General features: G+C 67.3%; 13 protein-coding genes and 1 pseudogene. 9 read left to right on the forward strand and 5 right to left on the reverse strand.

The window, feature by feature from the left end; translation table 11 throughout:
* Positions 1-37: 37 nt before the first annotated feature.
* Together dusB and KU884_RS16700 are read left to right on the forward strand one after the other, a co-directional pair.
* Positions 38-1,018 (forward strand): tRNA dihydrouridine synthase DusB, encoded by a 981-nt coding sequence (gene dusB, locus KU884_RS16695; protein WP_167783672.1) that lies wholly within the window; start codon positions 38-40, stop codon positions 1,016-1,018.
* Complete coding sequence (locus tag KU884_RS16700) at positions 1,015-1,380, forward strand: DnaJ domain-containing protein (RefSeq protein ID WP_167783673.1); 366 nt, start codon at positions 1,015-1,017, stop codon at positions 1,378-1,380. The genes dusB and KU884_RS16700 overlap by 4 nt, the downstream gene beginning before the upstream one ends.
* A gap of 10 nt (positions 1,381-1,390) precedes the next feature.
* Here the strand turns inward: KU884_RS16700 and KU884_RS16705 are convergent, their stop codons facing one another.
* Positions 1,391-2,278 (reverse strand): DMT family transporter, encoded by an 888-nt coding sequence (locus KU884_RS16705; protein WP_254432094.1) that lies wholly within the window; start codon positions 2,276-2,278, stop codon positions 1,391-1,393.
* A gap of 201 nt (positions 2,279-2,479) precedes the next feature.
* On the opposite strand from KU884_RS16705, the gene KU884_RS16710 reads away from it, so the two are divergent.
* The 3 genes from KU884_RS16710 (at position 2,480) to lipA (ending at position 4,613) form a co-directional block, all read left to right on the forward strand.
* Positions 2,480-3,037 (forward strand): DnaJ domain-containing protein, encoded by a 558-nt coding sequence (locus tag KU884_RS16710; protein ID WP_167783674.1) that lies wholly within the window; start codon positions 2,480-2,482, stop codon positions 3,035-3,037.
* Entirely contained in the window at positions 3,034-3,366 is a 333-nt protein-coding gene (locus KU884_RS16715; protein WP_167783675.1) for a hypothetical protein, read from the forward strand. Before KU884_RS16710 ends, KU884_RS16715 begins: the two co-directional genes overlap by 4 nt.
* Before the next feature lie 242 nt (positions 3,367-3,608).
* Complete coding sequence (gene lipA, locus KU884_RS16720) at positions 3,609-4,613, forward strand: lipoyl synthase (protein WP_167783676.1); 1,005 nt, start codon at positions 3,609-3,611, stop codon at positions 4,611-4,613.
* A gap of 282 nt (positions 4,614-4,895) precedes the next feature.
* On the opposite strand, the gene KU884_RS16725 is transcribed toward lipA, so the two are convergent.
* Positions 4,896-6,290: a PhoH family protein gene (locus KU884_RS16725; protein ID WP_167783677.1), complete on the reverse strand. Its 1,395-nt coding sequence runs from the start codon at positions 6,288-6,290 to the stop codon at positions 4,896-4,898.
* Between the two features lie 122 nt (positions 6,291-6,412).
* Positions 6,413-6,991: a chalcone isomerase family protein gene (locus KU884_RS16730; protein WP_167783678.1), complete on the reverse strand. Its 579-nt coding sequence runs from the start codon at positions 6,989-6,991 to the stop codon at positions 6,413-6,415.
* A gap of 275 nt (positions 6,992-7,266) precedes the next feature.
* Between KU884_RS16730 and KU884_RS16735 the strand changes: the two genes are divergently transcribed.
* Complete coding sequence (locus KU884_RS16735) at positions 7,267-7,935, forward strand: metallophosphoesterase (RefSeq protein ID WP_167783679.1); 669 nt, start codon at positions 7,267-7,269, stop codon at positions 7,933-7,935.
* A 24-nt stretch (positions 7,936-7,959) separates the two neighbouring features.
* Entirely contained in the window at positions 7,960-9,210 is a 1,251-nt protein-coding gene (locus KU884_RS16740; RefSeq protein ID WP_167783680.1) for a sorbosone dehydrogenase family protein, read from the forward strand.
* Between the two features lie 38 nt (positions 9,211-9,248).
* Here the strand turns inward: KU884_RS16740 and KU884_RS16745 are convergent, their stop codons facing one another.
* Positions 9,249-10,019 (reverse strand): DUF3108 domain-containing protein, encoded by a 771-nt coding sequence (locus KU884_RS16745; protein ID WP_167783681.1) that lies wholly within the window; start codon positions 10,017-10,019, stop codon positions 9,249-9,251.
* A 93-nt stretch (positions 10,020-10,112) separates the two neighbouring features.
* Positions 10,113-10,688: a YajG family lipoprotein gene (locus KU884_RS16750; RefSeq protein WP_167783682.1), complete on the reverse strand. Its 576-nt coding sequence runs from the start codon at positions 10,686-10,688 to the stop codon at positions 10,113-10,115.
* 81 nt (positions 10,689-10,769) lie between these two features.
* Here KU884_RS16750 and KU884_RS16755 point away from each other — a divergent pair, with 81 nt between their 5' ends.
* Positions 10,770-11,300, forward strand: a complete 531-nt coding sequence (locus tag KU884_RS16755) for a shikimate kinase (protein WP_167783683.1) — start codon at positions 10,770-10,772, stop codon at positions 11,298-11,300.
* A gap of 149 nt (positions 11,301-11,449) precedes the next feature.
* A pseudogene (locus KU884_RS19315) lies at positions 11,450-11,953 on the forward strand (HDOD domain-containing protein); the annotation flags it as partial.
* Positions 11,954-12,155: the final 202 nt, after the last annotated feature.

Consider the following 12,155-nt stretch of genomic DNA (forward strand, 5'->3'; position numbering starts at 1 on the left):
ATCATCGCCGTCTTCAGTTCCACGAGCATCCGTCCCCATGCGTATCGGCCCTTACATCCTTGATGGCAACGTGGTCCTGGCGCCCATGGCGGGGGTCACCGACCGCCCGTTCCGGACCCTCTGTCGCGCCCACGGCGCCGCGATGGCTGCGTCGGAGATGGTCCACTCCGACCCGAAGCTGCGGGACAGCCGCAAGTCCCGCCTGCGCGCTGACCACCGCGGCGAACCCTCGCCCCGGGTTGTCCAGATCGCCGGAGCCGAGCCGGCGATGCTGGCCGACGCCGCGCGCTTCAATGCCGCCGGCGGGGCCCAGATCATCGACATCAACATGGGCTGCCCGGCGAAAAAGGTCTGCAACCGCCAGGCCGGCTCGGCGCTGCTGGCCGACGAGGGCCTGGTGGCGGAGATCCTGGCAACGGTGGTGGCTGCCGTGGACGTGCCGGTGACCCTGAAGATCCGCACCGGACCGGCTCCGGACCATCGCAACGGCGTGCGCATCGCCGAAATCGCCCAGGACGCCGGCATCGCGGCTCTGGCGGTGCACGGGCGCACCCGGGCCGAGCTCTACAAGGGCCGGGCCGAGTACGACACCATCCGCGCCATCCGCCGCGCGGTTACCCTGCCCCTGTTCGCCAACGGCGACATCGACGGCCCCGAGGCCGCCGCCCGGGTCCTGGAGTACACCGGCGCCGACGGCGTCATGATCGGTCGTGCCGCCCAGGGGCGCCCCTGGATTTTCCGCGAGATCCAGCACTATCTGGATACCGGGGAGCAGTCGCCGGAGCCGGACCCGGCGACGGTGCGCGACCTGCTGCTGGGACACCTGCAGCAACTCCACGCCTTCTACGGCCCTGAACAGGGGGTGCGGGTGGCGCGCAAGCACATCGGCTGGTATCTGGCCGGACGCCCGGACGGCGAGGGCGCACGACGCACCCTGGTGCGCATCACGGAACCGGCTGCACAACTCCAGGGGGTGCGCGAGTACTTTGCGCGGCAGCAGGGAGCGCTGGCTGCATGAGCGCCGCAAAACACTGGGCCCCGGCCATGGCCGGCATGGTCGCCGGCTACTGGATGCTGGGCCCCCTGGGCGGCTTCGCCGGGCTCGGCGCCGGCTGGTGGTGGGCGCGCGGCCGGGCAAAGAAGCGCGCCGCCACCGAGCAGCTCCCCGCGGAGCTGGTGGCCGCCTACCGCACCCTGGGCGTGTCGCCCACGGCGGCCGATCCCACGGTGAAGACCGCTTACCGGCGACTGATCAACCGGCATCATCCCGACAAGCTGCCCCCGGACGCCGGGGAACCGCGGCGCCGCAAGGCCGCTGAAGAAGCCACCGCCATTCGCCAGGCCTACGAGCGCATCGTCGCCAGCCGCAGCGACGACTGAAACGGCGCCGTCACGCCCCGGTGGATGGCCGCTCTTCGCGCAGGTTCACCGCGGAGTGCACAGCCAGCGCCGTCAGTACGATGCCGCCTCCGAGCAGGGTCGCTCCCGGCGGCTCCTCGCCCAGCATCACCCAGACCCAGAAGGTCCCCAGTACCGTCTCCACCAGCAGGAACAGGGAAACCTCGGCGGACGGCAAATAGCGGGTGGCCTCCCCCAGGCATGCCAGGGCCACCGGCATCTGCACCAGGCCCATCACCGCCAGCGCCGCCATGCCGCCACCGGTCACGTTCAACGGGTTGACGAACGGCAGCGCCACCAGGGCACCGATCAGTCCGGCGCCGGCCACCGCCGCCATACGATCCACCACGGGGGAGCGGCGCAGCACGGTGAAGTTCGCGCCCACCACCAGGGCGGCCATCAGGGCGAACAGATCCCCGAGCCAGCCGCCGAAGCCGATGGAACCGCCGAACACCAGCAGAATCCCCACCAGGCAAGCGGCCATGGCGACCCAGGTGCGCAATCCCACCCATTCCCGCAGGAACACGCCGGAGAACAGTGCCGCGAACATGGGTGCAGCAGCCAGGATCACCACCACGTTGGCCACACGGGTATTGAGCACCGCCAGCACGAACAGCACCAGCGTGGCCGCGAACCCGGCGCTGACCGCCATCCCCGGCACGCCGCCACGGGCGATCTGCTGCCAGCTCCACAGACCCCGCCACCAGCGCAGCACCACGGTCAGCGACAGGGCGATGAGCAGGCCGCGCCAGAAGATCACCACCCCGGCATCGGCCATGGCCAGGCGCACCAGCAGGGCATCGAAGCTCAGCGCCACCACGCCGATGGTGGCGATCAGGGTGCCACGGCGATGATCAATGGTGCCCCAGGTCTGTTCCACGTCATGCCCCGATTCCCGCAAGCGAGCGACACAGCCTACGCATCCTGCAGGTCCTTTTGCCAGCGATTGAGGGCCGTGTGGGAGCGGCTTTAGCCGCGACGGCGGTATCACAGTGCTCAGGAAGGAATCGCGGCTAAAGCCGCTCCCACAGGCGGGCAGTCTCGCTGCTTTTCTGCACCGTCGCGGTTTGCCCCTTCGCAGATGCTTGAATCCACCATCAGTCGCCGCACAATAGCCGGTGTCATGGGACAACCGGGCGCCACCGCCTTGATCCAGCTTGCCATCGCCGCCGCCCTGCTGGGGCTGATCGTCTACACCTTCCTGCCCGCGGAAAAGCGCCGCGCGTGGGGGCGCAAGGCGCTGCTGTGGGGTGGCGTGGCGTTTCTGGTATTGCTGCTGGTGACCGGGCGGCTGCACTGGATCTTCGCCATCGTGGCAGCACTCTGGCCGCTGGCCATGCGGCTGTGGCCGCTGATCCGGGCATGGCCGCTGCTGCGGCGGTGGCTTGGAGGCGGCCAGGCGTCGGCGGACAGCGGCGATACCGGTGCGGCGGGATCCCGCCGCCGGGATACCCGGCGGGCCGGCCCCCTGAGTCGCGAGGAAGCCTGCGAGATCCTGGGCGTGCCCACGGATGCGGATGCCGAGCAGATCCGCTCCGCCCACCGGCGACTGATGCAGCGCCTGCACCCGGACCGCGGCGGCTCGGACTACCTGGCGAGCCGTATCAACGCCGCCAAGCGACGCCTGCTGGACGAATGACCGCGGCGACGGGAGAAGAGCACGCGGTATGCGCCCTGTGCGGACGTGCCGAGCAGCTCACTCGGCATCACCTGGTGCCACGCACCCGGCACCGCAACCGTCGCACGCGCCGGCAGTATCGCCTGGAGGAGCTGCAGAAGGCGGTGACACTGCTCTGCCGGCCCTGCCACAACCACGTCCACCGCGTGCTCTCCGAGAAGGACCTGGAGCGGGACTACAACACCCTGGAAGCACTGCGGGGGCACCCGGAGATCGCCCGGTTCGTCGCCTGGATCGCCGACAAGCCGGTGGGATTCAAGCCCAAGGCGCCGCCACGGCGTTCGTCGTAGGCGGTGCATCGAGATGCACCATCAATCGTAGAGCGGACCTTCAGGTCCGCCGATCGGGCTTCGGTTACGCCGCCTTGGCCGGCATATCTCGTGACGGCGGATCTGAAGATCCGCCCTACGGCGACGGCTGATCGACCCTGTAGGGCGCGTCATGGTCACAGAACCTGGGCCCCGTGCTCATTTGTCTAAGATGCTGCCGTGCGTCACACTAATGCTTCCGATTCGTGAGTCCGGAGTATCGCATGAGCCGATTGAAGGATATCCCTGTTGTGGTCAGCGGATCCAAGTTCCGCACCGAACAAGGCTTCAACGCCATCAAGAACGGCGTCAAGCAGCAACGTGAGGCAGCACCGGTGCCCCGGGGCGAGAAGCCGCCGTGGCTGCGTGCCCGTATTCCCACCGGCAAGGGCTATTCCGAGGTCAAACGCAACGTGCGCGAGCATCGCCTGAGCACGGTGTGCGAGGAGTCCATGTGCCCCAATATCGGCGAGTGCTGGAACGCCGGTACCGCCACCATCATGCTCATGGGCTCGGTCTGCACCCGCGCCTGCCGATTCTGCGCGGTGGACACCGGCAACCCCGGCGGCTGGCTGGACCACGAGGAACCGGCCAACACGGCGGAGTCGGTGCGCCTGATGGGGCTGAATTACGTGGTCCTCACCTCCGTGGACCGGGACGACCTCCCGGACGGCGGCGCCGAACATTACGCCGAGTGCGTGCGCGCCATTCGCCGCGAGAACCCGGACACCGCCGTGGAGGTACTGACGCCGGACTTCGGCGGTCGCAAGGGCGATGTGGAGAAGGTGGTGGATTCCGGCATCTCGGTGTTCGCCCAGAACGTGGAGACCGTGCGGCGCCTGACTCACCCGGTGCGCGATCCGCGGGCCTCCTATGAGCAGACCCTGGAGGTTCTGGCCCATGCCAAACGCCACCGCCCGGACGTGCTCACCAAGACCAGTCTGATGCTGGGCCTGGGGGAGACGGACGAGGAGATCGACGAGACCATGGACGACCTCCGCGCTCACAACGTGGATATCGTCACCTTCGGTCAGTACCTGCGGCCCACGGTGAATCACCTGCCGGTGGAGCGCTTCGTCACCCCGGATCAGTTTGCCGAGTACCGGGAGCGGGGTCTGGCCAAGGGTTTCCTGGAAGTGGTATCGGGGCCGCTGGTCCGCTCCAGCTACCGCGCCGAGCGGGTGCTGGAAAAGAACAACGTCGGCCTCGGGGACAAGGCCTCGGCGTGAACACTGCCCCTCGGTGCGCGACCGCGTCGCACCGGGGCTGCTCCCGCAACTCGTAGCTTGTAGGGTGGACCTTCAGGTCCACCTTCTGCCTATCTGCAAGCCAGGGTGTTTCGTCAAAGGCAGCAGCGGTGGACCTGAAGATCCACCCTACGCGTGCTTTCCCGTAGGGTGCATCTTGATGCACCGCAAACCACCTCCCACCAACCCGCCTCGGCCGGCATGTCGGGAGAAGGTGCATGAGGATCCACCCTACGTGGCGTCGTGATCCTCCTTTCGGGCCGGTCAGAGCACGTCCTCGGCCTGCAATGCCAGCCGTGAGCGCTCCACTTCCTTCAGGGTCACGTGGGCGGCGTGGGGCCAGCTGCGGAAGCGCTGCACCAGGTAGGTGAGCCCGCAGGTGGTCTCGGTGAGATAGGGGCTGTCGATCTGGCGCACGTTGCCGATGCAGATGATCTTGGTGCCGCGGCCGGCGCGAGTGACCAGGCTCTTGATCTGTTTGGGCGAGAGATTCTGGGCTTCGTCGATGATCAGGAATGTGTCGTTGAACGTGCGACCGCGCATGAATACCGGCGAGCGGAACAGGATCCGGCCGGCGAGCATGTCCTTACCGGCGGCGGCGGTCCAGCTGTCCTCGGCGCGCAGGAGTTCCTCGAGGTTATCCTGAATGCCGCCCATCCAGGGCGCCATCTTCTCTTCCTCGGTACCGGGCAGGAAGCCGATATCCTCCCCCATGGGCACCGCTTCCCGGGTGACGATGATGCGCTCGAAACGGCGGTCCTCGTAGACCTGGTGCAGGCCGGCGGCCAGCGCCATATAGGTCTTGCCGGTGCCGGCCTGGCCGGCGATGGTGACCAGATCAATGGTGGGATCCAGCAGGATGTTCAGGGCGAAGTTCTGGCGGGTGTTGCGCCCGGTGACACCCCAGACCCCGCCGCGATCGCCGCGGTGGTTGCGGCACACTTCCAGCAGCGCAGAGCTGCCGTCATTGTCGCGGACGATGGCCTCGAAGCCGCTGTCCTCGTTCTCGCAGATCAGTAGCCCCGGATGCCACGCCGCCACGCCGGGCCCCGAGACGCGGTAGTAGGTCTTTCCGTCCTCTTTCCAGGAGGCGACGTCGGCATCCAGTTCATCCCAGAGCCCAGGACCACCGACGTGAAGGCCGCTGATCATGGCATCGATGTCGTCCAGAACCTGGTCGTTGCGGTAGTCCTCGACGCGGATACCCAGGGCGGTGGCCTTGACACGCAGATTCACGTCCTTGCTTACCAGCACCACGGCATCCTCGGTGCGGGTGCGCTGCGCCTCCCGCACCTCGGCGATGATGCGGTTGTCCGCGGAGCTGTCGTCCAGCCCCGGGAGCGCCTGCCCGGATGGCGGCATGAAGAAGAACAGCCGTCCCCGCGGCGCATCCGGGTCGGCGGAATCGCCCACGGGAATGCCGTTGGCCACGGCGTCCTGCTCCACCCGATCCAGCAGCGCACCGAGGTTACGGGTGGCCTGGCGTGCGCTCCGGGAGATGTCCGTGGTGCCGGTCTTGAGCCGGTCCAGTTCCTCCAGCACAGCCATCGGAATGATGACGCTGTGTTCCTTGAACTTGTACAACGCGCCCGGGTCGTGGATCAGCACGTTGGTGTCCAGCACGTACGCTCGCCGCCCGGTCATGTCGATGTCGGCCATCCTGCCTCCTCGCGGTCACCATGGTGACGATACTACCAACCGGGGAACGCTTTGTGACGCACGCCAGGGCGTCCGATACATGGTTGGAGCGCCGCCGTGGCGACAATGGTCCGACGACTCCCTTAAGGACCGGACAGAAGGTCCCGTCGCAGGCTGTCCGACAGGGCGTTGTCACCGAGCCAGATCCCCAGGTAGGCGCGGGCGAAATCAGCGCCATTCACGCTGCCCTGCAGTTCACCGTTGAAATACAGGCGCGACTCTTCACCGTCCGGGCGATACTCGTAGACGTATTGATCGCCGTCGCCGACGTCCTGGTACAGCGCGTTGAAGCTGTCGAAGCGGTCGGCGAGTTCCGCCATTTCGTCCTCGTTGAACTGCTCGTCCAGCACCACCCGCGTGGCCTCGCGGATGTCGTCGGCACCCACATCGCGCAGGTAGGTGATCGCCAGTCGCCGTGGAACGTCACTCGCCAGCAGGTCCTCGGGCGCGGTATCTTCCGGACCGTACATGGCCGCGACGTAGACGCGGAAAATGCGGGCGTAGCGGGCCACGCCGTGACCGAAGAGCACCACGGGCGCGCCGTCCACCTCCGCCTGACGCGGAATGTCGACACCCTGGGAACGCACCGTGTCCCCTTGAACCGGCGCAGTGGACAGAAACAGCGAAGCGGCGACCGCGACGGCCAGGAACAGAGGTTTCATGAACAGGGTCTCCCGGGAGCGAACAGCAGTTGGTGGAGCGTCAGACAACACACTAATTATACAACCAACGTACACACCCTTTACTACGAAAACACTGAACGGTTCCTGACGTTTGACCGGGAACCCGCGCTCCGGAAGGGTGGTCTTGAGGGAATGGGGAGAGCATTAAATCCGGATCGGCAAGAGACATCACGAGCACAGTCCGGCATCACCAGCTGCCTGCCAACCGCCAGGGGCGCGATCTGATCGTAGGTGACCTCCATGGTTGCCGTGCGGTGCTGGAGCGCGCGCTGGATGCACTGGGATTCGACCCGGTCAATGACCGGGTGCTGTCCGTGGGTGACCTCATCGACCGGGGCCCTGAATCCGCGGATTGCCTCGCGCTGCTGGAGGCCCCCTGGTTTCATGCGGTAATGGGTAATCACGAGGACATGATGCTCCGCCGTCTCGCCGGTGACCCCGGCGCAGCAGCGCTGCATCTGGAAAACGGCGGCGAGTGGCTGCACGGGCGGCGGCATCCGGAGGAGGAGCCCCGGCTGGCGGCTAACGTCGAAGCGGCGGCAAAGCTGCCCCACCTGATCACCGTTGGCGGTGGCAACGGCGAGTGCTATCACGTGGTGCACGCGGAACTGCCTACCGGCGCCGCAACGGTGGTCACGGACTCGGAACTTGAAGCGGGCATCGACATGGACCCGGCGCACCTGCTCTGGACGCGGAAACTCATGCTCGGCGGCGGCGAGGGCGTGCCGGAACGTGCGCCGGGACTGTCCACCACGTACTGTGGACACACGCCGCATCCGCAGGTCCGGCGCCGGCGATCCCATGTCTGTCTGGATACAGGGGCGGTTTTCGCCTGTCTGACCGGTGACGAAACGGCCGGTGCGCTGACCATGGTGGAACGGCAGTACGGCAGGGAAATGGCGCTCCATCGCTTTGCGCCGTGAAGGAACCGCGCACGGAGGACGCGCATGAACATTCGCCACATTACCGCGGCCATCCTTGTTGCGGCCCTCTGGCAGGTCCCTCAGCTCGCGATGGCAGCACCGGAGGAGGCCTGCAAACAAGAGACCGGCATGCCGGTGGTGCCGGGGGGGTTCTGCGCCCGTCTGGTGGCGGTGGACCTTGGTCCCATGGGCCACATGGACGTCACCGACGATGGCGACCTCTACGTTGCCATTCAGAATACGCCGGACGGGCCCGGAGGAATCGCCGGCCTGCGCGATACGGACGGTGATGGCTGGTTCGACGAGCAGGTCCGCTTCGGTGAACGCGGCGGCGTCGGCCTGGCGATCCAGGGCGACCGGCTGTTCCTTGCAGAGCCGGGGCGGGTACTCAGCTCACCACTGCACGAGGGGCGCCTGGGGCCGCGGGACAGCCCGCGGGTCATCGCCCACGGCTTTCCCGACACCGACGCCCCGCGCTCGCTGGTGGTCCACGAGGACGGTGTCTTCGTCAGCGTGGCCACGGCCAGGGAATCATGCCCTCCGGACGAGCAGGCCACCGCCACGGCAGCACCGTGCAGGGAGCGCGACCGTGCCGCCGGAATCTGGTTTTTCCAGCGTGATGAGGCCGGCCAGAGCCAGGAGGACGCCGAACACTATGCCGCCGGCCTGCGGGATGCCACCGGCATGAGCTGGAACCCGCGTGAGGAGCAGTTGTATGCGCTGGGACAGGCACCCGGCCCGCTGACCCGCCGAGTCGATGACCAGGCACCCATGGCAGACCGGCTGCCACAGGTTGCCGACGAACTGCTGCGCATCGGCGCGGCAAGTGACTTCGGCTGGCCCTACTGCTACTACGACGCCGCCAGGCACCGCCGCCTGGAAACCCCCGACTACGAGCGCGACGGGAAGCCGGGCAACGGTTGCAAGCTGTTCCGGGCGCCGGAAATGACGTTCCCCGGGGCGCGGGCACCAACGGACCTGCTCTTCTACAGCGGCCACCAGTTCCCTGAACACTATCGGCAGTCGGCCTTTGCCGCCTTCGCCGGCGATACCGATACACCGCCCGTGGTCACTGCCCTGTCACTGGACGACGAGGGTCGGTTAACCGGCGAACGCAGCGTGTTCGTTGAGGGCCTGCCAGCAGGGCCGGCACCCCGGGGGCGGGCTATCATCTCCCTGGCGCAGAGCCCGGATGGCAGCCTCTACCTGGGGGATTCCCGCCACGGCAGCATCTGGCGGATCGACTATGTCGGCGAGCCGGACGAAGAGCAATAGGACCGGGAAGCGCTGAACCACCCCCGGCGCCGGGTCGATCAGCCGCCGATGGAGCGCAACTTCGGCGCGGACTTGATCTCCTTGAGTGTGGCGGTGTAGTTCTCCCGCTCCACGTGCTCCTGCTTCACCACCACCGGAATGTACTCCAGCTCCGGGGCAAACCACATGGTGGTGGTGCGCCTCTCCGAACCGCCAACGCGCTGAACCTTGACCGTGTCAAAGGCTCCGGCGTCGGTCTCGATACGTTCATTACCGGCGACCTCGAAACGGTACACTTCCCGCTCGCCGTCGCCTTCCACCACGGTAAATTCCATCTCCGTCTCGCCGGCGCGCACCGCCATTGCCAGGCGTAGCTGCGACAGCAGCTCGTCCATCACCTCGCCCTCGATATCGTCTTGCCACTCGTCGTCGCCGCGGCTATTGACACGCCCGGTGGCGGGATTGAAGAACAGGCGAACGTATTCGTCATTGTCGCCGCGGGCGCGCTGGCGATAGGAGTAGTCCCTGGGGTAAATGCCGTCGGCATCCAGACGGAAGCGGGTGAATTCCTCGATGCGGCCGCGCAGGAGCAGATCGGCGAAGCCCACGGTTCGCCCCTCGGAGCTGAACCGGCAGAGGCCGTCATCCTGGCACCGCAGTGTGCGCGTGAGCTCCGCACCCCGGAGATTGTTGCGCCGGAGTTCGTAGACGGCGCTGAACTCCGGGATCTCCGGGGCCGCCCGCGCCTCGTCGGCGCCGTCGCCGCCGGCGAAGGCCGGCGCACCCGCAAACGCCACGAGAATCGTCCCCAGCAGCAATTGTCTCAACATCCGTGACTCCTGAATCCTGCCCATGCCGCTGACCGCCCGGTCAGCATGCATTTGGACGTCAGTGCGCACGCACAGTTCCGTTCCGCCCCATATTCAGTCCGCCGCGAGGAACTCCAGCAGCTCCTCGTTCAGCAGCCGCCCCAGGGTCCGGCTCAGGGCGGCGTCCAGATAGGCCTGATTGTCGTCGGCGTCCGGGCGATGGCTGACCCGATCCGAATCGCGTGCCCGCGCCTGCCCGCTCAATCGACTCTCGCCGCGATGTCCCTCGGAGCGCAGCTCGATCCGGGTGGACACATCCCGCGAGAGCCCGGCAGAGACCCGGTGCTCCAGGTCCAGGACCCGGACCTCCAGGCGTCGCTCGGCATCGGCGTCCCAGCCGGCGACGGCAAAACCACTGGCCCGCAGGCCCTCTTCCACGGCCTGGCGCACCACCTCCTCCACCTGGACGGCGCCGACCAGATCCGCATGCTCGCCGTCGCGGTTCTCGAGCTGCCCCAGGCGGGCATGCTCACGCTCGTCCACCACCCGCAGCGCCACCGTGTGGCCATCACCGATGGTGCGCTCGTCCATCTGCGCATCCGGGGCGAGGCGGAGCTGTTGGCTGGTCTGGGCACAGCCGGCGAGCAGCAGCACCATCAGCGCCGCTACCATCGTGCGAACCGGTGTCATCGCAAGTCCTCCGCGTTGGTGTCGTACGTGATCGCACCGTATATCATAGCGCCAGGGCAAACCAGTTCCCCGGGGAGGCGCATGGCGGACCGCGGCAATCTCGTTCTCATCGGCATGCCGGGCAGCGGCAAGAGCACCATCGGGCGCCTGCTTGCTGACCGGCTGGGACGGCGCTTCGTGGACACCGATGCCCTCGTGGAGGCGAGCCGCAAATGTTCACTGCAGACCATCGTGGATGCGGAAGGCCCGGCAGGCGTACTGGCCGCCGAAGAAACCGAGGCCCGGGCACTGGACTGTCGCGATACGGTGATCGCCACCGGCGGCTCCATGGTCTACAGCGAGCCCGCCATGACGGCCCTGAAACGCCTGGGCAGGATCCTCTGGCTGGACGTCCCCCTGGCTGCGCTACAGCAGCGCGTGGGCTCGGGTGCCGACCGCGGGCTCGCCATGCGGCCCGACCAGGATCTCTCTGATCTCGCCAGCGAGCGCCTGCCCCTGTACGCACGCCATGCCGACCTGCGCATCCCCGCGCCGGCCGGTGCATCGCCCGAGGACATTACCGCCGTCATCCTCGCGCAGTTGGCCACTACCGACGACAGCGACCCTGGCTGAACATCTCTCAACGGTTATCTTGCGCGGAAGTCCTTGACGTCGCTGAACGATTACTCAAGAGTGGCGTTATGGGATCAGTCTCCGCCGATACATTGCGACGCACGCGTCTCAATAACCTGCCCAGCCCGCCTGATCTGTTGCTACCGCTGATGCGGCTGTGCACGGACGACGAGGCGGTGCCCGCAGACGCATCACGGGTCATCAGCCGTGACTCCGCGCTCAGCACGCGCATGCTCGCCGCCGCTTCGGCGCCGGTATTCGGCCAGCAGCAGCCACATACATCTCTGGATGCAGCAGTGCATGCCCTGGGCATGAACACCGTGCGCAGCCTTGCCCTGGCCGCTACGGTGCAGCAGTACTTCGGCGTTGTTGGCGGCCATGACCGGGAGTGGTTCCCGCGCATCTGGCACCGTGCCATCGCCTGCGCCACCATTGGTTACCAGCTCGCCCGCCATTGCGGCAACGCCCACCCGGAAGAAGCCTACCTGGCGGGCCTGTTGCACAACATCGGCCAGCTGGCCATGTCGCACCAGCTCCGCGACGACTATGCAGCGCTCCTCAATGAGGCGGCTGCCGGCGAACACCACCTGGCCAGCCTGGAGCGCGACCGGTTCGGTATCGATCATGTCAGCCTCGGCGCCGAATTGCTGGAACGCTGGCATGTGCCGGCCCTGGTCGTGGATGCCGTGCGTTTCCAGCAGGAACCCGCGGAGCAGCTTGCCGACGCGCACGCTCTGGTCCGCACCACCGCCCTGGCCCGCACCCTTGCGCCGCAACGCCACGAACCCGACGCGGTCACACGTCATGCCGCGGCCTGCCTGTTCGACCTCGGGCCCACGGCCGTCGCTGCCATTC

This window comes from Aquisalimonas sp. 2447, from assembly GCF_012044895.1.
Lineage (GTDB): Bacteria > Pseudomonadota > Gammaproteobacteria > Nitrococcales > Aquisalimonadaceae > Aquisalimonas.

What these genes read in the sequence shown, in the direction of transcription:
- KU884_RS16730 (WP_167783678.1), bottom strand. Translation starts at nt 6,991, where the DNA reads ATGAAACCTCTGTTCCTGGCCGTCGCGGTCGCCGCTTCGCTGTTTCTG.
- KU884_RS16745 (WP_167783681.1), bottom strand. Translation starts at nt 10,019, where the DNA reads ATGTTGAGACAATTGCTGCTGGGGACGATTCTCGTGGCGTTTGCGGGT.
- KU884_RS16700 (WP_167783673.1), top strand. Translation starts at nt 1,015, where the DNA reads ATGAGCGCCGCAAAACACTGGGCCCCGGCCATGGCCGGCATGGTCGCC.
- KU884_RS16740 (WP_167783680.1), top strand. Translation starts at nt 7,960, where the DNA reads ATGAACATTCGCCACATTACCGCGGCCATCCTTGTTGCGGCCCTCTGG.
- KU884_RS16750 (WP_167783682.1), bottom strand. Translation starts at nt 10,688, where the DNA reads ATGACACCGGTTCGCACGATGGTAGCGGCGCTGATGGTGCTGCTGCTC.
- KU884_RS16715 (WP_167783675.1), top strand. Translation starts at nt 3,034, where the DNA reads ATGACCGCGGCGACGGGAGAAGAGCACGCGGTATGCGCCCTGTGCGGA.
- lipA (WP_167783676.1), top strand. Translation starts at nt 3,609, where the DNA reads ATGAGCCGATTGAAGGATATCCCTGTTGTGGTCAGCGGATCCAAGTTC.
- KU884_RS16755 (WP_167783683.1), top strand. Translation starts at nt 10,770, where the DNA reads ATGGCGGACCGCGGCAATCTCGTTCTCATCGGCATGCCGGGCAGCGGC.
- KU884_RS16725 (WP_167783677.1), bottom strand. Translation starts at nt 6,290, where the DNA reads ATGGCCGACATCGACATGACCGGGCGGCGAGCGTACGTGCTGGACACC.
- KU884_RS16710 (WP_167783674.1), top strand. Translation starts at nt 2,480, where the DNA reads ATGCTTGAATCCACCATCAGTCGCCGCACAATAGCCGGTGTCATGGGA.
- dusB (WP_167783672.1), top strand. Translation starts at nt 38, where the DNA reads ATGCGTATCGGCCCTTACATCCTTGATGGCAACGTGGTCCTGGCGCCC.